A 19364-nucleotide genomic window follows, 5' to 3' on the forward strand; every position below is an offset into this window, starting at 1 on the left:
ATGATATCAAGTGCCAACTCTGATACAGAAAGAAAGATCATATCCATTCTGAAGGTATTGAGTGAGTCTTTTGAGCCCTTAGGCTCAATCACAATCGCTCGGGAGCTTGAAAAACGTGGGCTTTCACTCAGCGAGAGAGCCGTCAGATACCACCTGAAGATTACGGATGAGAGAGGTTATACCCAGCCCCTGGGTATAGATGGACGGATGATTACGTCGCGAGGACTTGAGGAGCTGCGAATAGCCTTGGCGCCAGACCAAATCGGTTTCATTCTAGAAAAACTTGAGCTTCTAGCATTTCGTACTACTTTTAGCCCAGAGAGCCGAATTGGCCAAGTTCCCATAAATACTTCACTATTCAACAAGGATGACTTCCCCAGAGCTGTGGAAGCTATGAAAGGCGTGTTTAAAGCTGGGATATGTGTGAGTGAACTAGTGGTGACAGCGACTGAAGGCCAGAAGCTTGGTGATGTAGTTATTCCAGATGGCAAGATAGGTCTGGCCACAGTATGCGGTGTGACTGTAAATGGCGTGCTGCTAAAACACGGAGTCCCGATGGAATCTAAATTCGGAGGAGTACTTGAAATTAGGGATTCAAAGCCAAGACGTTTCGTGGCCATAATTAACTATGGGGGTACATCCCTGGACCCTTCCGAACAATATATTCGTGCTGGAATGACAAGCGTCGGCGAGACTGCTAAAACCGGCAGCGGCAAGATACTGGCCAATTTCCGAGAGATACCAGCGCCAGCGAGGGCAATCGTCGAAGAGACTATTGCGAAGCTTAGAGCGGCTGGCATAAACGGCGTCTTTGCCCTGGGCAATATGAGTGAGCCCATATGTCAAATCTCTGTTGGCATGAACCGGGTTGGTATGGTATTACTGGGTGGATTGAATCCGGTAGCCGCGGCAGTAGAGGCAGGAATTGAAGTCGAGAACACGGCTGAAAGCGGTATGGTTGACTTCCAACAGTTGGTCAGCTTTTGGAATCTCTGAAGCAACTGCCTAACAAAGCAAACTCGGTCACTTGACTCCATCGCTTCAATCAGGCACTAAAACATGGCCAAACAGTCATCACTTTCGCACTGCAACTATGGTGTTGCCCCTAATGATTCCAAAATGTCGGCCCGTTGTCTCAGTTTCGGCTGATTGACGTGAAGTCTCGCAAGTCTAGCATAAAGAGGTATTTGAAGATATGAAATTTGGGCACTCTGTACCTCAAGGAATATTATCGCAGCAAACTGGAAGTAGCTCTGTTAGGATTTCACGTTTGCTTGAGTTTACATAACATTTTGCACGATCTTATAAAGACCTGTCCCTACATATTCAGTAAAGACAAATTAAGTAAAGACAAAAAGCTATGAAAGATGATAAAATAACCAATACGTTTTGCGTTTGAGGTTAACTTTCTGATGATTGAAGAGCTTTTGCTTGGCCTATACAAACTTGAAATCCCCCTTCCCAGAAGCCCTTTAAAGGCTCTGAACTCTTATGTGGTAAAGGGGCGGGACCGGTTTCTAATTATCGACACGGGAATGAACCGTGAGGAATGTCTGCGTCCGATGCGCTCTGCCTTGCAAAAGCTGGATGTCGACCTTGACAGGACGGACTTCTTCATCACTCATTTGCATGCCGATCATTCAGGTCTGGTGGGGGTTCTGGCCACTGATACGTCCAAAGTATACTTCAACAGGACGGAAGCCTCCTTTATTAATTTCCAGCCGTCCGAAGATTACTGGAAGAAGCACTTCGTCTTTTATGGCTCCCATGGCTTTCCCGAGGATGAAATGAAAAGGGTGTGGGAGGGTCATCCGGGCTATCGTTATAGCTCGAGACGTCAGATTAATTTTATCGCTATGGTAGAAGGGGGTGAGATAGAGATTGGTGATTACCTGTTCCGATGTATCGAAACACCGGGGCACTCCCCGGGACATATGTGCCTTTACGAGGCCAGCAAGAAGGTACTTGTCTGTGGTGACCATATTCTTTTTGACATCACTCCGAACATCACTCATTGGCCGCAACTGGAAAATTCACTCAAGCATTATCTAACAAACCTAGAGAAGGTTTATGCACTTGATGTGAGTCTTGTTTTGCCCGGCCATCGCAATATTTGGCACGACCATAGAAAAAGGATTACCGAACTGCAGGAGCATCACCGGGACAGGTTGAATGAGGCGTTGTCAGCTCTGGAAAATGGGGAGAAGACAGCCTGGGAAGTAGCCCCTTATATAACCTGGGATATAGACTGCAACTCGTGGGCAGAATTCCCTCCAGTGCAGAAATTCTTTGCTGTGGGGGAGACTATCGCCCACTTGGACTACCTCGAGGCAGACGGCAAGGTGCGCAAAGAGACGAAAAATCATAAGGTGCTGTATTCGCTGGCGTAGCGAAAATCAGTGGAAGCTTTTTGGAATAGCACGGAGAAAGATGAGCTATCGCAGCTACCGAAGTGATAATATCGCGCCGATACTGGCCATAATAATCCTCTGCTTCTTGGTGTATATAGCCACCATTGTAGCAGGGATGATGGATCACGACCTTATACCGCTGCTGGGGCTGCGAACTGCGTCTTTCCTGGCACAACCCTGGACAATCTTGACCAACCTTTTTGTCCATGGCGGTATATGGCATCTGGTATTCAATATGCTTACCCTCTACTTTTTCGGCAGCTTTTTAATCAGGCTCATCGGGGTTCGTGACTTTCTCATAATATATTTTGGCGGCGGAATACTGGGCAATGTATTGTTTATGCTCCTGGGTTCGCCTTATGCCATAGTTATCGGTGCCTCAGGTGCCATCTTTGCTCTGGGTGGCGCGCTTGCCATACTGACGCCCAGATTGCGAGTGTACGTGTTTCCCATACCGGCCCCTATCCCACTCTGGGTGGCGGTGTTGGTAGGTTTCCTCATAATGTCTTTTGTCCCTGGCGTGGCCTGGCAAGGTCACCTCGGCGGCCTAGTTTTCGGTCTAATAGCCGGCCTCGTCTTGCGTAGACGGGTGCGTACCCCATTCTCTTAGTTCGCCCACAGTACCATGCGAAGTCGGTTCTTCCACAAAGCAGGTTTATACCATTTTCTTTCCTCTCTCGACGTCTCGGCTGGAAATTTTGTCACCCTATATATCTCCGCCGCTTCTTTCCCGGACTATGTGGATGAGCTGTCATTAGGGCCGAAGTACGCTGCCCATGCCGATGAAATTGAGGAGGCGGTTAAAGCTGAGGCGGTCGTCAGTGGTGCCGAGAAATACGGGACCGGTGCAGCCATATTCTGGAATGGACTTGGGAACAAGCACATTGTCCTGCCACCGCTCCCCATCGCTGAGAACAAGGTTTCCGCAGGTAAACTTGATGTCTCAGTCCTACACGAAGTTCTGGAGAGGAGATATATCATTGGTGTCGTTCTGGTAACGTGGGGGTGGTATGCTTTAGGTATATTTGATGCTGATAAGCTGGTGGCATGGAAAACAGGCACCGGATATATACATAAAAAACACAGGAAAGGCGGCAGAAGCCAGAAGAGATTTGCCCGCAGGACCGAGGAGCAGAGGAAGGATTTCCTGCGCCGGGTCGGCAATAGAATTGAGGAGAAGTTGGGGAGCTTCGCCCCTGACCACATTTTTTTCGGCGGCAACCGGCTGATTTTAAAGCCGTTGATAGGGGAATGTAGATATCTGCAGGCAAAAGCCGACAAAATCTCGCCGCGGACTCTGGATGTAAGGTATGCCGATAGGGAAGCCTTAACGGGTAGCCTGGCCGAAATAACAAAGTCCCTCGTTTTTACTTTCTAAGGTAGAAGAGGGCTTATTGCCGAAAGAAGGCCGATTGCAATTCTCGGCTCAACTACATAAAATGGGATGCACCATTATATTATGATTCACAAGAGAATTTGCCTAGAGCATGAAAACGTTAATTCAAGGAGGTTAAAGGCATGAAGAATAAATTATTTGGTATGCTTGCAGTTCTCGTATTGGTCGGGATGTTATTCCCAGCATGCACGCCAGGCGAGGTCAAGGTTACAACGCCCAGCAATATTAAGCCCATCATTTTTGTTCATGGTTTTGCCGGTTCAGCAGCCCAATTCGAGTCACAGGCTATGCGATTTGAAAGCAACGGCTATCCCTCCAACTACATAGCAGCCTATGAGTACGATACCTCCGCCGGTCTCTCCCCTGAATTTCCACCGGCGGATGTTCTTGCGGGCATTGACCAGCTTATCGACACCGTTATCAAGGATACCGGCGCCGATAAGGTTGACGTTGTCGGGCATTCTCTGGGCACAATGGTGATGCAGACATACCTGAGAAGCTCGCCGGAACGTGCTGCAAGGGTTGCCCACTATGTAAATATCGACGGCAGGACAAGCACCGACCTTCCAGGTGGAGTGCCCACCTTGGCTTTATGGGCTGGGCAGAGACCGCCTGGATTCCTTCCTGCTGGTGAGATAGTAGGAGCGACGAATGTAAATCTTCCCAACGTGGTTCATGTCGAGTGCGCCACCTGCGCTGAGGCATTTGTGGAAATGTACAAATTCCTTACTGGCCAGGCACCGGCAACGGACAAGATTGTACTTGAGCCTTCTAGTAAAATTCAGCTTGCCGGAAGAGCGGTCATTTTCCCACAAAACACAGGAGCTTCAGATACCACTTTACAGATATGGGAAGTCGATGGCAAAACTGGCGCCAGAACCACGAGCCAGCCACAGGCAACCTTTCCAATAGGTGGGACTGGAGCCTGGGGCCCCTTTAATGCCAGGAGCAGCGTGAATTACGAATTTTGCCTGCTACAAGAAACTTTTATGACGCACTACTATTTTGAACCTTTTATAAGAAGCGATTACTTAATTCGTTTAAACACAGAGATGCCCGGCAAAGGGCTCAGCAGCCACGCCGATACCAGCGACCACCAAAGCAACCTTTTGATTACCAGGAACAAAGAATTTTGGGGCGACCAGGGCATTGACAGCGACGTTCTCACAGTCAATGGCTCTAATATAGTCACCCCTGCCATATGTCCCCTTAACAAGCTGGTAATTGCCATATTTGTTAATGATAATGGCGCTGACGATAAAAACGATCTTTCCACACCGATTCCTTATTTCTTTTCGGCAATTCCGTTTTTCATAAGCGGTGCTGACCTTTATATCCCGGCGGCTGACCCTCCGGATGGAATAATATCACTTGTACTTACACCACGGGGTGGTGGTGGTGGGACACAGGTGATAAACGTTCCCAACTGGGTATGTACGAAAGATAGAATCTATGTGCAGTTTAACGATTTTATCCAGGCTAAATAATTTAAGATGAAAACTCTAGGAATCGTTGGCGGTATTGGGCCAGAGTCAACCACAGAGTACTACCGCCAGATTATTGCATCATACCGCCAACGAAAACAGGATGGAAGTTACCCTTTAATCATAATAAACAGCATCGACATGAAAAAGATGCTGGATTTGATTGGTGCGAATGAATTAGTCAGGCTAACGGACTATCTATTGGGGGAAGTGCAGAAGCTGGCTAAAGCGGGAGCCGATTTGGTGTTGTTGGCATCCAATTCACCACACATAGTATTTGGTGAGCTTTCTCGCCAGTCACCGATTCCGCTGGTTAGTATTGTGGAGGCCACTTGCGAGGCGACTAAGAAATTAGGTCTGAAACGAGTTGGCTTGTTTGGCACACGCTTCACCATGCAGGGACGGCTCTATCCAGATACATTTTCTAAAGAGGGGATAACCATTGTAGTGCCTGGGGTGGAGGAGCAAGTCTATATTCATGACAAGTACATGAATGAATTGGTAAACGGCATTATACTTTCTGAAACGCGTGAACGATTGCTGGGAATAGTCGAGCGGCTAAAAGCGCAGGAAGGCATCGAAGGCTTGATTTTGGGGGGGACGGAACTGCCCTTGATTTTGAGAGAAGAAACATACAACGGCATACCATTTTTAGATACAACCAGGATTCACGTTGAGCGTGTCGTTGCTCAGATGCTGTCGTAGAAAGCCGTCCTAAGTCCGGTCCACCTGCAGAAGCTCGAAGCTTGCCTTCTCGCTGGTAATACGAACTGCGTCTGTGCCCAGTATCTCGAAGATGATTACCTCCCCCACCAGCCAGGTGGTTACACCGGGGCGCAGGCAGCCGGTGGTGGTTTTTCCTGACCTTCCCAGTGCGGCGTGTGTATGCAGCGTTGGTTTACCCTTGTTATCAGGAGCGATTATCCCCACACCGACTACCTCATGCACCCCGTCCACGGGGAGGAGCATTGGTTCGGGCGGCATTTCATCTGACCGTCGAGGGCCAACAACTACCTGACCATCGCCGATACCACCAATCAGAATGACCTGTCCTACAGAAATCTTCTTCTCCTCGGCAAAACTCTCGATGCAGGCAGGGATAGCGTCGCCATCTTCAAGGCGAATTACAAAAACCCGACCGATTTTCCCTTCAGATGACTTCATGGCAAGCCTCCTTTATGCTGATGGCTCTAGCTTTTGATGTTTACTCTTTTCCCTCTGATATTGGTTGACGTACTCAGAAATCATATCTCGAATGGGAAGATGATACGGACATCTTTCCTCGCAGTCACCGCACTGATTGCAGCTAGTTGCCTTTTCCACGATTGCACCCCAGATGCCTGAGACCAAATGTTCCGGAGGTAAACGACGCACCAAGCTGGGATACATCATGACAGTGGATATCAATATACCTTCTTTGCAGGGTTGGCAGTAGTCGCAGCGGTGGCAAAACCTGGTGCCAAGTTCCTGTTTTAGTTTTTGCATCTCTTCCAGCTCTGCTGCTGTCATTGTGTGGGGACCGTCCAGTATCTGGATGATTTCCTCTATCTCAGTCACTTTCTCTATGCCGCAGATTGTCACCATATCCGGAAACTGGAGAAGATATTTGAAGGCGATTTCAGCGTTGTCTATCATCCCGCCGGCCAGTGGCTTCATGACTATAAAACCGACGTTATGTTCTCTGACCAGGGGCAGAAGCTCATCGGCTGCTTCTGAGGTAACAAAATTAAACGGAAACATGATGGTTTCGAAGCGGCTTGATGCCACCGCTTTCTTGGCTACGTCTATCTGATGCGAAGTAATGCCGATATGTTTCACCAGCCCCATGTCTTTAGCCCTTTCCACCACGGCTATCGGCCCGTTGGGGCCAAGAACCATGTCCAGAGAGTTAAAGTCGCTGATGCCGTGGAATTGGTACAGGTCTATATACTCAACGTTAAGCCGCTCCAGGCTTAGCTTTAGGTGTTTTTCCACCCCCTCGCGCTTTCGTGAAAGCGACTTTGTGGCTATAATAAGCTCCTCCCGCCGTCCTGAGATAGCCTTGCCGATGCGTTCCTCGCTGGTGGTATAAGCATTGGCAGTATCAATGAAAGTGATGCCCAGGTCCAGGCATCTTTTGACCACGTTGACTGCTTCATCCTCGGTGAGCCTCTGAATTGGTATACCACCGAAACCCAATCGCGAGACGAGCATATTAGTTTTGCCCAGTCTTATCTTCTCCAACGTGCCACCTCAGAGAAATAAACCGCTTCGGGTAATTGTACCACGTCCTGAGATAAAGTTACCGCACACAAGGGCTGGCTGAAATGACAAGGCAGCAGGTTTTTACTTTTTGATGGCTTGCAAACTCCAACCTCTTTTATTGAAAGAGAACTGGGTGTAGAATTATGGTAAACATCTAATCATCATATATGGGCTACCAGGCTGGTGAAGGAGGCGTTCTATGCCATTGGGAGACAAAGGCTCAGATATCATAGAAATGCTGGCTAAGAATGAGGAGGCTGTGGCGCGGCTTTATAGAGCTTACGCAGATAGATTCCCGGAATATAAAGACTTCTGGGCTGGGCTGGCTGTCGATGAAGTAGACCATGCCAGCGAGCTACGCAGGTTGTGTGAAATTGCTGGCAGGAGGGGTCTGTATCCAAGTGAGGGTAGATTCAATACAACTGCCATCAGCGTCTTCTCGAGCTATTTGGAGAGGGAGTCCGAGCCTAACAGAGTAAAAGCATTGTCTTTGATTAATGCCTTGTCTGTCGCCGTGTATATTGAGGAAAGTATAATTGAGCATAAATTCTTTGATGTTTTTGAGACAGACTCGGTCGAGCTTAGACACGTTCTCCTAAATCTAGCTGCTGAAACCAAAAAGCATCTTGAACAGGTACGACAACTGTGGAACGAGCATAGACAATCGGTAAGGCGGTAGGCTTGAGCAGATGTTATATGTTATAGCCACAACGAGATGAAGCTACAACTACGCAAAATCGATTAGCTAGTTGTCTGGTTGCACAATTTGGCGGATTATGTAGGGACGGTCGGACGGACCCTTGTGATATAATCATAAGTCGAGTTCAGGGGCAATCATGAATGATAAGGAGGTAAAGAATGGGTTACTTAGAAGAGATGGCGAAATATCAGAAGACGGAAAAACAGAAAAGCTTCTCAGCCGATTTTCTCGAACGGCAACAGATAGAGGATTACGAGTTCTGGGATGAAATAGAGATAGGCAAGGAGACTGTAATACCGTTCAAGTTTGAGGTCAAGGCTGAGGATGTGATTGCTTACGCCGAAGGAGTTCCTGATGCTAATCCAGTGTTTTATGATGAGGAATACGCCAAGAAATGCGGCTATGATGGATTGGTGGCTCATCCCATGTTCGCTACTCAGGTCCTTTTCTTTGTTCTCAAGAAGGGGCATGGTAGCTGGATTAGGACTCCGGGGTCCAGAAATCCCGGCCAGATAATTGAATGGCATGACCCGATTCGGGTAGGCGATGTCCTTACTGTTAAGACTAAAAGCCATGATAAATGGATTAAAAGAGGGAAATATTACATGAGGTATCTGTCCGAGATGTACGACCAGAACGGCAAGTTGAAGGGAAGATGCTTCATGACATTGGTCTTGCCTAGGTCCAAGGCCGATGTGTTGAGGTTCATCAAGGGCGAGCATGCTCTGGAGGCGTGAGTAATGCACGCGAGCTCTAAAGCAACCTGAGAGATTGCCACGCTTGGCTCGCAATGACAGAGAGGAATTATCCACATTTAGGGAGGTAATGATAATGGCAAAGAGGTTAACCTTTGAGTGGGTAAATTGCGGTGATGTGCTGCCTGAAGTTAAGCAACACGTAAGCCAAGAGGTTATCTGGAAACACGCTGTAGCCTCGCTTGATTATAACCCGGTTCACACCCATCCAGAGTGGTGCAAGACAGCCCAGGTGTTCGGCTTGCCGCTTCCGGTGATGCATGGTAATCAGACGATGTCACTGATGGCTACCGTCATTACCAACTGGGCGTTCCCTGTCGGTGGCAGGTTGAAGAGAATGGAGGTCAAGCTTATTAAGCCTGTGCCTGTCGGTTCTAGCTGCACTTATGGCGCTGCTGTGACCGAAAAGCACCCGATTGGCAAACGGGAAAACTTTGTAGTTCTTGATTTGTGGGTAATGAATCAAGATGGAGAAAAGGTAGCCGTCGGCACGGCACAGGTTATTCTACCTTAGTAACATGCCTTGTTTCGAACGAGGTTTTAAAGCAGATTATTGGAGGTGAATTATGGAAAAACACATCTCAACAGGGCTGGTTGCCCTTCTGTTTGCTGTATTGTTGACTTTCTTCATTTCCGCGCCTGTTTTGGCGGCCGACCTTCGTAGCGAGGATACCGTCACTATTGCCAGTGGGGAGGTAGTTGATGATGACCTCTATATAGCCGGTAGCACTATTATTATTGATGGCATCGTTAATGGTGACCTCTGGGCGGTTGGTAGCACTATTACGGTTAACGGTGAAGTCAAGGGCAGCATTGTCGCTGCCGGCCAGACGGTCAGTATTAACGGTAATGTTGCCCATGCAGCGCGACTGGCGGGAGAAACAGTCAATATCAACGGCGATGTTAGTGGTGACCTGATAGTTTTCGGTAGCCAGGCGAGTATCGCTAACAAAGCCAAAATCGGTGGTGATTTTCTTTTTGGCGCCGGGAATGTACGTATTGGCGGGCTTGTTGAAGGAGATGTCAAAGGTGGTGGTGGTGAAGTTACCATTAGTAATGGAGTTAAGGGAGACATTGAACTTAAAGTTGACAACCTGGCCGTAACATCTACAGCGGATGTTGGTGGCGATTTGACCTACACCAGCGAAAATGAAGCTGATATTCAGTCCGGTGCTGAGGTCGGCGGTAAAACCACCCACAATGTGCCGGAAATAAAGAAACCTGCCCCATTCAGTGGAATAGGTGGTAAGGTGGTGGGCTTCCTGATGGCGTTGGTGACAGGTATAATTATCATCTTGATTGTTCCTAGAAGGTCAGCGTCAATCGCTGATTCAATACGAAGTAAACCTTGGACAAGTCTGGGTTGGGGAGCTGTCATTTTGTTCGCTACCCCTGTCGCTGCCATAATGGTGTGCATTACGGTCATCGGTGTACCGGTGGGATTAATTGCCTTGGCCCTGTATGCGATAGCTATTTATATCAGCCAGGTCTTCGTTGGTCTGTTCATAGGGCGATGGATTATCGTGCGCTCTAGAGAGGTGGAGTCCAAGGCTATCATGGTGGGAGCTCTGGCATTGGGGCTTGTTATTCTTAGTTTGCTCAGGCTGATACCATATCTGGGCTTTTGGATCGGACTCGCCATAGCTCTTTTCGGTCTGGGGGCTGTGTTAGTCTCAGCAACTAGATTACGAACTGAGGCACAATAAGTGAGTTCAACTTAGACGGATGTTCGCTGGCATAGGTTACTTTGCCTCAGCAGCGGTTTTCTGCTTAAACAGTTGTGGCAGAAATTCGGGGAACCGGCCCATTTCAGCTATATTGTGTTGACGCAAAGAATCAAGGAACTGTTGAGGTACAACTGCGGGAAGAATAAATGTGGAGCGCATTTGTGTTCCGTAAGACGTCTCTTCATATTCATGGACGGCACTACCGAGGGGTATGTCGTCAGCGCCGGCGGCAAGGGCACTGCCGACATTGACATGACTGTAAATTGTAGCAATGGGCGCCGCACTAGGCTCCTCCCAGCGGATGCGTAAAATATGAGCCGGTACGTCGCTTATACTCTCGCAAGCCATATGGATAGCACCGGCATGTCCCACCTCGCTTGGCGGGATTTGCCACTCAAGCGCAACATGGTCCTGCGGGTGCCACAACCTGTAAGTATCGTTATCCATGTTGTCCCACCACCAGTCTAGCATATCAGGCGTAACACCGCGTAACTCATGTTCAATAACCAGAGCCATGGTCTTACCCTTTAATAATTCTTTGTAGACCACCTCCGGGGATGATTTCTTCATCTTTCTGTTTACCTCCTTAATTACCTTAGCAGGGGTTTCGGCTAATAAGTTTTTGATTAGCCTGTAGAACTCTTCAGGCTCTTTATCGAGCGATAGGTTCTCCATGGGGCACATATCTTTCTGGTTGGGCTTCTGGATGTAGGGCACGATTTCGGTCAGGTGATACTTGACGCCGTATTTCTCCAGCACCTCGACGGCAAGCTGGCTGCCCAGCGGACTGTAGACTTCCCGGCAATTTGCCTTAATGCATAGTAGAGCCGCAGCATGCCCCATTATTTTGTCGAAGATGACTACATTCCGGTGATCGGAGGCGAATTTCTCGAGGTACTCGACGAATGGCAGCAGCCCGTCCTTGTTTGAGGTAAAGATGAGCTTGCCGCCTTCATATACTTGGAGAGTTTTGCCGCTGGTCAGGAATTCATCGAACAAGGGTTTGTACATGTGCTTTGCATGTGGGGTAATCGGCGACGCTAAAGGTCGCAGCTACTTTCTAGTTCTTTCTACCTGAACCTTTTCCACCAGCCAGACTATTATCGGTATAGAAACCAACTGTACAACTATGCCTGGCCAGCCCTGCTTAATCGTCGACCAAAAGGAAACAAATGGATTCGCCTCTAGGCCTAGAGGGCTGTAGCTTGTCCCTGCGATGAAGTATATTAACAGAATTGCCAGTAGTAGCATCATGCGTCCGCCTATGATGGCTCCGAGCAATGACCATATTGTTCGCAGGTTGTATTTCTGGCGCAGTATACCGGCTATAAAGCCATAGGCTGAAAGCTCAATTATAATCTGCGGCAGAACATTCAGGACAGGCATACCCGAGATGAAATAGCTCACCAGTGGCGTAAGCAGTCCGACAACCAGGCCGGCACGCCAGCCAAATAGCAGCCCGGCTATCAATACGAAGATGTGCATGGGCAGAAAGGTGGGCCCGGCAAGATGAAATTGGTGGAAAGCCCAGGGCATGAATACAGCCAGAGCAACGAACATGACTGTAAGGACATAGCTCCGGATGTCGTTGTATTTTAGTGCCATAGGGAAGGTCTGAGGTCTAGAAAAGGCGATTCTGTCAATCATCAGTAAAGGCTCCTTTCAGCATAGACAACTGTTTATGTTTTTCTGCTATTGTTCGTTAAGCAAGATGTCCCTGACCTGTGTGGCAAAGGCTTCGCTCTCGGGGTCGCCGGTAACCAATTGAATCTGGTCGGGCGATTTTATGCCCAGGCCTAGCTCAGCGGCTCTGGCAATCTGGCCTTGCTCGAAGATGCTTCCTTGGCTCACCAGCGAAGTTGTGCCAAGTAGCCGCAATATGGCTACTCCCACGGCATCAATGGCCACACGGTCGCTGCCTGCAAGGAGCACATTAGCCTGGGCCCGGGTGCCCTGGTCCGGACCACCTTTGACAAAGGCGTCCACACCATCCAGCACAACTAAATCAGGAGAATAGGCGGTGTTGATTTCGGCTATCATCTGTCGGATGTGTGGTGACCCGTGCAGCTCTTGCATGTATGGATAGCCTTTGCCTGCTACCATACCTACGGAGTTTTTCAGGGAAATTGTGAAGTGGCCGCCGTAAGCGTGGGCCTTCAGGCAGCAAGTCTGCACGATGGATTCTGCCTCAAGGTAAAGACGAGGGAAGAGAAAGCCATCTTTCCAGTGGCTATCTTTGGGATGGAAGTGAACCCAGCCATCGGCCCCAAGCTCTTCTAGGTTGACGATGTCAAAGCCCAGCTCTTGAGCCAGCTCAAAGACCCCTTTATCTTTCATCACTCGCTGGGTGGTAGTCATTGGGCCACAGCGTTCGGCAAGAATGATGCGGGTAGCCCCCATCTGCTGAAGGGTTAAGACCAGGGCGCGCAAGGTGTCGTTGTGAGTGGAGCCGGGAGCTGGGTCGGCGGTATTGAAATTGGGCTTGAGGACGACTGATTTGCCCCGCACCGGATTGGACTGGAGCAAAGCGATAGCCTTGGGCACGCCCTCTAGCCGGTTTTGGGTGCGCACCAGACTTACCGTGGTTGGCAATTTCTCAGTGGACATGGGTACTTTGTGTTAATCTTTTTCATCTATATTATAGCTGACAAATGTCAATCGGACAAAAAGGTCGACCTTGACAGGGATCTGAGAAGCGAATAGGATTTGTCTCGGCAGTGACAGATGGCGAAATCTTGCCAATCATATTGCTGTTCAACAATGAGGAGGTGATAGAAAATGTGGAAGCTTGGCCTGGTCTTTGTGAGCTTGTTATTGATAGCGTTCGCTATTGCCGGCTGTGCGCAACCGGCGCCATCAGAAGAAAAACTACAGTCTGAAGAAGCGGCAGCCCCAAAACCTGAAATGCCCCTGGTGGATAGCAGCGCAGCGTTTGTCATTACCAGCTCTGCTTTTGTGGCTGGGGCGAAAATTCCCGTCAAGTATACCTGTGAAGGACAAAACGTTTCACCGCCGCTCGATTGGAATCAAGTCCCGGCTGGGACAGCCTCGTTTGCCCTGATAGTTGATGACCCGGATGCTCCCTTCGGAGTTTTTACACATTGGGTTATCTTCAACTTGCCGCCTGATACCCGGGGCTTGCCAGAAGCTGTGCCTAAGGACGGCAAGCTGGCCAGTGGAGCTTTACAGGGCAAGAGCGGTGCCGGCAAAATTGGTTATTTTGGCCCCTGTCCACCGTCAGGCTCTCCGCATCACTACCGCTTCACTCTATGTGCATTAGATAAGTCCTTAGATTTGGCTGCCGGCGCGTCAAAAGAGCAGGTGCTGCAGGCTATGCAGGGGCATATACTTGCCGAAAGCCAGCTCATAGGCATATATCAGCGCTGAGCCTTATTTAGCCACACTTGACCCTAGCACAACCAATATAGGGACAGACCTTCGGGTCTGCATTTTTCGGACCGGGGGTAATGTAAAAGTCAAACATCAAAATGCAAAATGACGATTCAAAAGTCGAAAGTAAAGGCAATCTTCATGTCTATACGGTCTCGAAGAGCAAAAAGTAATATTTGCATTTTCATCTGGCATTTTGACTTTTAAGTTTTGATTTTTGATATATCTACGTTGGAAAGGCCTACATTCTTTTCGAGAACCCCTCTTTTTTATGGAAGAGGCTAGCACAAGCTATTGACAGACGACTACCTCGTATGGCAAAGTAGTTATATAATTCTTTAGGGGGTGTGCTATGAGGAAAGTCGCCGTTGTTGCTGACAGCGTCTGTTGTCTGCCGCAGGAGATAGTGGAGAAATATGATATCAGTGTGGTACCCCTCCAGATAGTCTACGAAGGCAAGAGCTACCGCGATGGAATTGATATTACCCCTAACGGAATCTACAAAATCATGCGGAAAAAGGAGAACTTACCCACCACTTCAACAGCATCAGCCGGTGACTTCCTCGAAGTCTATCGGCAGGTGGGGCAGAAAGCCGAAAGCATACTTTGTATCACCGTGACCAGTTTGCAAAGCAAGACTTTTGAGGCAGCGTCGGCAGCCAGGGAGATAGCCAAAGAAGAGATGCCAAACACTACCATCGAGGTGTTTGACAGCCGCTCTGTGGCTGCTGCCTTGGGGTTTATTGTTCGTGAGGCGGCTCGAGTGGCCAGCAAGGGTGCAGGGATGGCTGAGGCAATCGAGGCGGCACGAAAAATAATGGGCAAGGTGAATTTCCTGGCCATGCTGGATACGCTCTACTATCTCGCCAGGCTGGGTCGCATCGCCAGAGCCGCGGCTTGGGTTGGCTCTGTGCTGGATATGAAACCTGTACTGGAACATAATCCGGAGATTGGTGAGACGATGCCCGTGGCACGCCCCAGGACTAAGAGAAGGGCTGTAGAGTGTATGCTTAAGATAATGGCACAGAGGATGGGCGATTCTAAAGTACATGTCATGGTGCAGCATGCCGATGAGTTGGAAGAAGCGAAGAAGCTCGCTGCTGAGATTGAATCGAGATTTAAATGCGCTGAAATGTATATAACTGAGTTTGCCCCAGTCATGGGGGTGCATTGTGGCCCCGGGCTCCTTGCCATCGGCTTCTACGCCGATTAAGGATGATAAAATTTAAGACGCAGAGGCTGATATTGCGAACGTCTTAGTAGGATTGCGCAGTGACAAAGTAGGTTAAAATGGGACTGATTAACCGCCTCAAAGGGCTGTGACATCTTGATTTCTACTACCCCGGAATTGAAGTTGTAAGTTCCATCGCAGGCGAAGGGGCTTTAGTCAACCTTAAAGATTCAGCAACGTAGATTATTTTGTCCCGGTTGACAGCGACAAAATCAAATGTCAATGCAGTATTAGCCAGTGCCGGATATATTTCCACATTTGTTAGTGGTAAGAAATTGTCAGCCCTCTCAACGGCATCTAACAGTTTTTGCCACGCTTGAGTATATATCTGGCCCGTTAGGGTATATAATTTCATACGTATCTCTGCTTCAATGGGGGTTTTCGCTTTCACCGGGTATATTTTTGGTATATCATTAATTTCTGACATTTTAGGTTGATGTCCATTATCTTCGCAGACAAAAAGAATATTAGCCTTCCTAACGTAAATAGATGACATAAATTCCCTTTCTCGATTTGGGAATGACACCTCGACCTTGGTAAGTGGCACGAAGTCCTTTCCAATGGGCAACGAATTTGGTATAAAGCCTTGATTAAGGGCATCCAAAAGGCGTTGATGATTCATGCAATAGGTATGGCCGGTAAGGGTGCACGTCTCAGTGTACGCTACTACTTTTACTTGCTTGAGTTTTGCATTGTCATTCAAGATGTCAGTTGATTGCGTGAAAAATGATTCAGCTTGAATCGAAATTCTGCCTTCTATCGGTCGTCCATTTATCATGTCGGCCATATTTGTACTCCTCAAGGATATCTATGTATATCATAATATACGTTTCCGATTTGGTGAACCCCTCATTAGTCCTTTTTTAACTCATACTTTTGTACTGTGAACGTAGCTTCGCTAATCCACGGCAGATCCTTTTCATCCGCACATATCAGACGATGTACATCAATGCCTGTTTTATTACCTCTTCTTCTACTAGAATCTTCAGCTCCTCTAATAATCGTCTATAGTGATACGAGTTAACAAGCAGATGTTATGTCTGTGCAGTGGCCTATATCAAAAGCAATGCAGCCGTGTAGATTGCGCTTAAGATATGTGGAAACTCAGTCCTCAAGCCTTGAAAGTTGTGTCATTTGTTTTGGACTTTGCGGACGGCTTCATCGCACTTTGCCTCTTGCCAGCGAGGCAAAGATGCCGCCGAAGCATAGGGCGGCAAATATGATAAATGCCGTGTTCACGCTGCTCAGGAAAGCCGGATGATATTCCGGTGTGATTTGCACATGGCCGATGTATACGGCGAATATCAGCATTACCATGCCCATGCCCATGCTGAACATCATCCCGAGCTGCCGCATCGTAGCCAGCGTTGCCGAGGCTACCCCGTAAAATCTCTTGTTAACAGAGCTCATAACCGCGTTTGTGTTGGGGGAGGTGAAGAGGGCGAAGCCGAAGCCGAGGGTTATTAAACCGGCTATGATGAACCACAGGCTTGTTGTCTGGTCTAAGAAAATGAAGAAGATAAGGCCGATGACAGCTAGTCCCATACCTGCTGAAGACACAATTCGCGGCTCGATTTTGTCGGAAAGCCTACCGGCGAACGGCGAGAAGATAGCCTGCACCACGGGTGACGCTACCAGTACTAAGCCGGCGATTTGAGGGGTGAGACCTTTTATGTATTGGAGGTACAGGCTCAGGAGAAAGCCAACGGCGAACGTAGCGCTGTAATTGATTAATGCCGCCAGATTGGATAGTGCGAATACCGTGTTGTTCCTGAACAGGCTTATATCAAGGACGGGGTTTTCCACTCTGTTTTCCCATTTAACGAAGGCTATGATTCCGAGGACACCAGCTAGAATTAGCCCGGCACCTGGCAGCTCTGGCAGCATGGTGAATCCATACATTATGGCTATAAGCATCAGGCTGTAGATTATGGAGCCAGCGATATCTAGTTTTTCCCCTCTCGCTTCAGCCCATTCGCCTTTCATTTTCCAGAAGACAAGAGCGATTATCAGTAAGCCCAGAGGTACATTTGCCCAGAAGATGCTTCTCCAGCCGAGGTATTGTGTTAATAGCCCTCCCACAAATGGACCTACTGAAAGTCCTGCATAGACAGCGGCAACATTTATGCCCAGGACTCTGCCTCTCTCCTCGGGAGGGAATACTGATGTTAGAATAGCCACGCCGGTACTGAAAATCATTGCCCCGCCTATTCCTTGTAAGACCCTAAAGGAGATGAGCATGGCCGCTGAAGTTGACACTGCCGAAAGAAGTGAGGCAGCAGTGTAGGTAAGCATGCCGTAGGTAAAGATTCGCTTCCTGCCATATATGTCGGCTATTCTGCCAAGAGGGACGAGGAACATGGCTGCTGACAGGATGTATGCCGTAGCCACCCAGCTCAGCATGATGGCGTCCATGGCTAATTCATCCCCAATTGAGGGGAGTCCAATGGCTATGGAGGAGCCCATGAAGGGGGTGAGGAAGGAGCCCACCGTAGTCACCAATAAAGCGGCTTGCCGACTTGGTGCCTTGTCCATGCCTGTCTCAGATTCTCGAATTTGTGTAAACTTGCCAATTCTACCACTTGTTGCCTTTGGTGTGAAGGCGAGATTTGCTTGGCCTGAAATTGGCAATATGAACACAAGAGAATAACATTAATGGAGAGGTTTTTATAAGCGGAATTTAAAGGGGCGAAGCCCCTTTAATAATTTTCTTCCCTCTCCCCTTATGAAGGGGAGAGGGATAAAGGGTGAGGGGTTGGTAGGAATCCCATTAGTGACAACCTAGGTGTCACTGGTGTATGCTATTAGGGAATCTGACGGAAGGGTAAGGCGCAGGCTATGAGACGGTCAGCTGAAGCCTATCTCGATATAGAGACCACCGGTTTATTACCTGGTTACGACTACATAACTGTGATAGGCGTGCTCCGTTGCGATGGCGGAAATAATGAACTCGTTCAGTTGGTAGGCGATGAGGTCACCAGGGGCAATCTCATCACCGCCCTTAGGAACGTAGAAACCGTCTATACCTATAACGGCAGAAGATTTGATATTCGTTTCATTGCCGCGTCTCTTGGCATGAACCTCGACACTCAATACGACCATCACGACCTGATGTATGATTGCTGGAGATGCGGCTTATATGGTGGCTTGAAACTGGTTGAGCGACGGCTAGGCATCCCCCGGCAGCTCCAGGGCGTCAACGGATATGAGGCAGTACGATTATGGTGGAGTTACCTCAAGGGCGGCAACCAGAGCGCCTTGAAGCTTCTACTGAAGTATAACAGAGAAGATGTGGTGAACCTCAAAGTGCTGAGAGACAGGCTGAATTCGTTCTGAGGATTGCCTCTGCAATGGTGTGGCTGGTTCTCTAAAGCGCTGCGAAGCCCGAAATCCTGATATTTAAATTCTAAGCAAATTCCAAGATTCTAATTTGCTTTACAATATCCCATTTGCCAGTGTGAGCTAAGCCTGGCTGGCAAAACATGTCTAACGTGAGCCGAGCTTGGCGGGTCTCCAGAGAATAAGGGAAATTACCATTACTGCTATTCCAGTCACCATGGCAATGGTCAAGGCATATTCAGGCACCTCCATTCCGGTCACATTGAATATGGCAGTTGCCAGAAGCGACCTGGTTCGCAACCAGCTTTCGCTGGTGTCATAAAACATTCTCAGCTTATATTCTAAGTCGGTTATAGGACAGGACTTCAATATCCCCGTCGACAGTGCCACCTGCAAGCCCACTGCCAGGGCAACGAAAACCCAATAGAATATCTTCCAATTGCGACGTGTTTTGAAGAAGCCTATGGCTAAAAGCACCACCGAAACAGCAAAGAAGCTTATCAGGGAAAGGTGTAGCCCTGTAACTACATCGGCAAGAATCTTCCAGTGCATTATATGCCAGCCAGATTTTCGGCGAGTATACTTTACGTTCAGTTCTGTGTCAATCTTGGGTAGTGGTCAATTTGGACATAGTGTTAGGGCTAATAAGAACAGATGTGTTGGAAAAAACTTGACAACGCATAGCGT

At 48.5% G+C, this 19364-nt stretch carries 21 protein-coding genes; 13 read left to right on the forward strand and 8 right to left on the reverse strand.

Features of this window, described 5'->3' with window-relative positions; genetic code table 11:
- The 6 genes from FJ023_02215 (at window position 1) to FJ023_02240 (ending at window position 5996) form a co-directional block, all read left to right on the forward strand.
- A complete protein-coding gene (locus tag FJ023_02215; GenBank protein MBM4446154.1) occupies window positions 1–996 on the forward strand; it encodes a DUF128 domain-containing protein in 996 nt (331 codons plus the stop codon).
- A 416-nt stretch (window positions 997–1412) separates the two neighbouring features.
- Entirely contained in the window at window positions 1413–2390 is a 978-nt protein-coding gene (locus FJ023_02220; GenBank protein MBM4446155.1) for an MBL fold metallo-hydrolase, read from the forward strand.
- 40 nt (window positions 2391–2430) lie between these two features.
- Window positions 2431–3021, forward strand: coding sequence for a rhomboid family intramembrane serine protease (locus FJ023_02225; protein ID MBM4446156.1), 591 nt, complete (start codon window positions 2431–2433; stop codon window positions 3019–3021).
- A gap of 15 nt (window positions 3022–3036) precedes the next feature.
- Window positions 3037–3789: a hypothetical protein gene (locus FJ023_02230; protein ID MBM4446157.1), complete on the forward strand. Its 753-nt coding sequence runs from the start codon at window positions 3037–3039 to the stop codon at window positions 3787–3789.
- A gap of 140 nt (window positions 3790–3929) precedes the next feature.
- On the forward strand, window positions 3930–5294 hold the full coding sequence (locus FJ023_02235) for an alpha/beta fold hydrolase (GenBank protein ID MBM4446158.1): 1365 nt from the start codon (window positions 3930–3932) through the stop codon (window positions 5292–5294).
- A 6-nt stretch (window positions 5295–5300) separates the two neighbouring features.
- Window positions 5301–5996: an amino acid racemase gene (locus FJ023_02240; protein ID MBM4446159.1), complete on the forward strand. Its 696-nt coding sequence runs from the start codon at window positions 5301–5303 to the stop codon at window positions 5994–5996.
- Window positions 5997–6005: 9 nt separating this feature from the next.
- On the opposite strand, the gene FJ023_02245 is transcribed toward FJ023_02240, so the two are convergent.
- A complete protein-coding gene (locus tag FJ023_02245) occupies window positions 6006–6455 on the reverse strand; it encodes a DNA-binding protein (GenBank protein MBM4446160.1) in 450 nt (149 codons plus the stop codon).
- A 12-nt stretch (window positions 6456–6467) separates the two neighbouring features.
- Entirely contained in the window at window positions 6468–7514 is a 1047-nt protein-coding gene (locus FJ023_02250) for an aldo/keto reductase (protein MBM4446161.1), read from the reverse strand.
- 220 nt (window positions 7515–7734) lie between these two features.
- Here FJ023_02250 and FJ023_02255 point away from each other — a divergent pair, with 220 nt between their 5' ends.
- The 4 genes from FJ023_02255 to FJ023_02270 all read left to right on the forward strand — a co-directional run bounded on the left by FJ023_02255 (window position 7735) and on the right by FJ023_02270 (window position 10696).
- Window positions 7735–8214, forward strand: coding sequence for a hypothetical protein (locus tag FJ023_02255; protein MBM4446162.1), 480 nt, complete (start codon window positions 7735–7737; stop codon window positions 8212–8214).
- Window positions 8215–8393: 179 nt separating this feature from the next.
- A complete protein-coding gene (locus FJ023_02260) occupies window positions 8394–8972 on the forward strand; it encodes a MaoC family dehydratase (GenBank protein MBM4446163.1) in 579 nt (192 codons plus the stop codon).
- Between the two features lie 88 nt (window positions 8973–9060).
- Window positions 9061–9504: a hypothetical protein gene (locus FJ023_02265; protein ID MBM4446164.1), complete on the forward strand. Its 444-nt coding sequence runs from the start codon at window positions 9061–9063 to the stop codon at window positions 9502–9504.
- Window positions 9505–9556: 52 nt separating this feature from the next.
- Entirely contained in the window at window positions 9557–10696 is a 1140-nt protein-coding gene (locus FJ023_02270; GenBank protein MBM4446165.1) for a hypothetical protein, read from the forward strand.
- A 36-nt stretch (window positions 10697–10732) separates the two neighbouring features.
- Here FJ023_02270 and FJ023_02275 read toward each other — a convergent pair whose 3' ends face one another.
- Genes FJ023_02275 through FJ023_02285 form a run of 3 tightly spaced genes read right to left on the reverse strand, consistent with a single transcriptional unit; the run spans window position 10733 to window position 13324 of the window.
- Entirely contained in the window at window positions 10733–11728 is a 996-nt protein-coding gene (locus FJ023_02275; GenBank protein MBM4446166.1) for a DUF1893 domain-containing protein, read from the reverse strand.
- A gap of 42 nt (window positions 11729–11770) precedes the next feature.
- Window positions 11771–12364 carry an ECF transporter S component gene (locus FJ023_02280; protein ID MBM4446167.1) on the reverse strand — a complete coding sequence of 198 codons (594 nt, stop codon included), beginning with the start codon at window positions 12362–12364 and terminating at the stop codon, window positions 11771–11773.
- A gap of 45 nt (window positions 12365–12409) precedes the next feature.
- On the reverse strand, window positions 12410–13324 hold the full coding sequence (locus tag FJ023_02285; protein MBM4446168.1) for a DUF362 domain-containing protein: 915 nt from the start codon (window positions 13322–13324) through the stop codon (window positions 12410–12412).
- 297 nt (window positions 13325–13621) lie between these two features.
- On the opposite strand from FJ023_02285, the gene FJ023_02290 reads away from it, so the two are divergent.
- On the forward strand, window positions 13622–14104 hold the full coding sequence (locus FJ023_02290) for a YbhB/YbcL family Raf kinase inhibitor-like protein (GenBank protein ID MBM4446169.1): 483 nt from the start codon (window positions 13622–13624) through the stop codon (window positions 14102–14104).
- Between the two features lie 355 nt (window positions 14105–14459).
- Window positions 14460–15320, forward strand: coding sequence for a DegV family protein (locus tag FJ023_02295; protein MBM4446170.1), 861 nt, complete (start codon window positions 14460–14462; stop codon window positions 15318–15320).
- A 124-nt stretch (window positions 15321–15444) separates the two neighbouring features.
- On the opposite strand, the gene FJ023_02300 is transcribed toward FJ023_02295, so the two are convergent.
- Window positions 15445–16125 (reverse strand): hypothetical protein, encoded by a 681-nt coding sequence (locus FJ023_02300; protein ID MBM4446171.1) that lies wholly within the window; start codon window positions 16123–16125, stop codon window positions 15445–15447.
- Window positions 16126–16496: 371 nt separating this feature from the next.
- On the reverse strand, window positions 16497–17873 hold the full coding sequence (locus tag FJ023_02305; protein MBM4446172.1) for an MFS transporter: 1377 nt from the start codon (window positions 17871–17873) through the stop codon (window positions 16497–16499).
- A 303-nt stretch (window positions 17874–18176) separates the two neighbouring features.
- On the opposite strand from FJ023_02305, the gene FJ023_02310 reads away from it, so the two are divergent.
- A complete protein-coding gene (locus FJ023_02310) occupies window positions 18177–18674 on the forward strand; it encodes an exonuclease (GenBank protein MBM4446173.1) in 498 nt (165 codons plus the stop codon).
- Window positions 18675–18824: 150 nt separating this feature from the next.
- Here FJ023_02310 and FJ023_02315 read toward each other — a convergent pair whose 3' ends face one another.
- Window positions 18825–19229 (reverse strand): DUF2784 family protein, encoded by a 405-nt coding sequence (locus tag FJ023_02315; protein MBM4446174.1) that lies wholly within the window; start codon window positions 19227–19229, stop codon window positions 18825–18827.
- Window positions 19230–19364 lie beyond the last annotated feature (135 nt).

The organism is Chloroflexota bacterium (assembly GCA_016875875.1).
Taxonomy (GTDB): domain Bacteria; phylum Chloroflexota; class Dehalococcoidia; order GIF9; family UBA5629; genus 9FT-COMBO-48-23.

What these genes read in the sequence shown, in the direction of transcription:
- FJ023_02215 (MBM4446154.1), top strand. Translation starts at nt 1, where the DNA reads ATGATATCAAGTGCCAACTCTGATACAGAAAGAAAGATCATATCCATT.
- FJ023_02220 (MBM4446155.1), top strand. Translation starts at nt 1,413, where the DNA reads ATGATTGAAGAGCTTTTGCTTGGCCTATACAAACTTGAAATCCCCCTT.
- FJ023_02225 (MBM4446156.1), top strand. Translation starts at nt 2,431, where the DNA reads ATGAGCTATCGCAGCTACCGAAGTGATAATATCGCGCCGATACTGGCC.
- FJ023_02230 (MBM4446157.1), top strand. Translation starts at nt 3,037, where the DNA reads ATGCGAAGTCGGTTCTTCCACAAAGCAGGTTTATACCATTTTCTTTCC.
- FJ023_02235 (MBM4446158.1), top strand. Translation starts at nt 3,930, where the DNA reads ATGAAGAATAAATTATTTGGTATGCTTGCAGTTCTCGTATTGGTCGGG.
- FJ023_02240 (MBM4446159.1), top strand. Translation starts at nt 5,301, where the DNA reads ATGAAAACTCTAGGAATCGTTGGCGGTATTGGGCCAGAGTCAACCACA.
- FJ023_02245 (MBM4446160.1), bottom strand. Translation starts at nt 6,455, where the DNA reads ATGAAGTCATCTGAAGGGAAAATCGGTCGGGTTTTTGTAATTCGCCTT.
- FJ023_02255 (MBM4446162.1), top strand. Translation starts at nt 7,735, where the DNA reads ATGCCATTGGGAGACAAAGGCTCAGATATCATAGAAATGCTGGCTAAG.
- FJ023_02260 (MBM4446163.1), top strand. Translation starts at nt 8,394, where the DNA reads ATGGGTTACTTAGAAGAGATGGCGAAATATCAGAAGACGGAAAAACAG.
- FJ023_02265 (MBM4446164.1), top strand. Translation starts at nt 9,061, where the DNA reads ATGATAATGGCAAAGAGGTTAACCTTTGAGTGGGTAAATTGCGGTGAT.
- FJ023_02270 (MBM4446165.1), top strand. Translation starts at nt 9,557, where the DNA reads ATGGAAAAACACATCTCAACAGGGCTGGTTGCCCTTCTGTTTGCTGTA.
- FJ023_02275 (MBM4446166.1), bottom strand. Translation starts at nt 11,728, where the DNA reads ATGTACAAACCCTTGTTCGATGAATTCCTGACCAGCGGCAAAACTCTC.
- FJ023_02280 (MBM4446167.1), bottom strand. Translation starts at nt 12,364, where the DNA reads ATGATTGACAGAATCGCCTTTTCTAGACCTCAGACCTTCCCTATGGCA.
- FJ023_02285 (MBM4446168.1), bottom strand. Translation starts at nt 13,324, where the DNA reads ATGTCCACTGAGAAATTGCCAACCACGGTAAGTCTGGTGCGCACCCAA.
- FJ023_02290 (MBM4446169.1), top strand. Translation starts at nt 13,622, where the DNA reads ATGCCCCTGGTGGATAGCAGCGCAGCGTTTGTCATTACCAGCTCTGCT.
- FJ023_02295 (MBM4446170.1), top strand. Translation starts at nt 14,460, where the DNA reads ATGAGGAAAGTCGCCGTTGTTGCTGACAGCGTCTGTTGTCTGCCGCAG.
- FJ023_02300 (MBM4446171.1), bottom strand. Translation starts at nt 16,125, where the DNA reads ATGGCCGACATGATAAATGGACGACCGATAGAAGGCAGAATTTCGATT.
- FJ023_02305 (MBM4446172.1), bottom strand. Translation starts at nt 17,873, where the DNA reads ATGGACAAGGCACCAAGTCGGCAAGCCGCTTTATTGGTGACTACGGTG.
- FJ023_02310 (MBM4446173.1), top strand. Translation starts at nt 18,177, where the DNA reads ATGAGACGGTCAGCTGAAGCCTATCTCGATATAGAGACCACCGGTTTA.
- FJ023_02315 (MBM4446174.1), bottom strand. Translation starts at nt 19,229, where the DNA reads ATGCACTGGAAGATTCTTGCCGATGTAGTTACAGGGCTACACCTTTCC.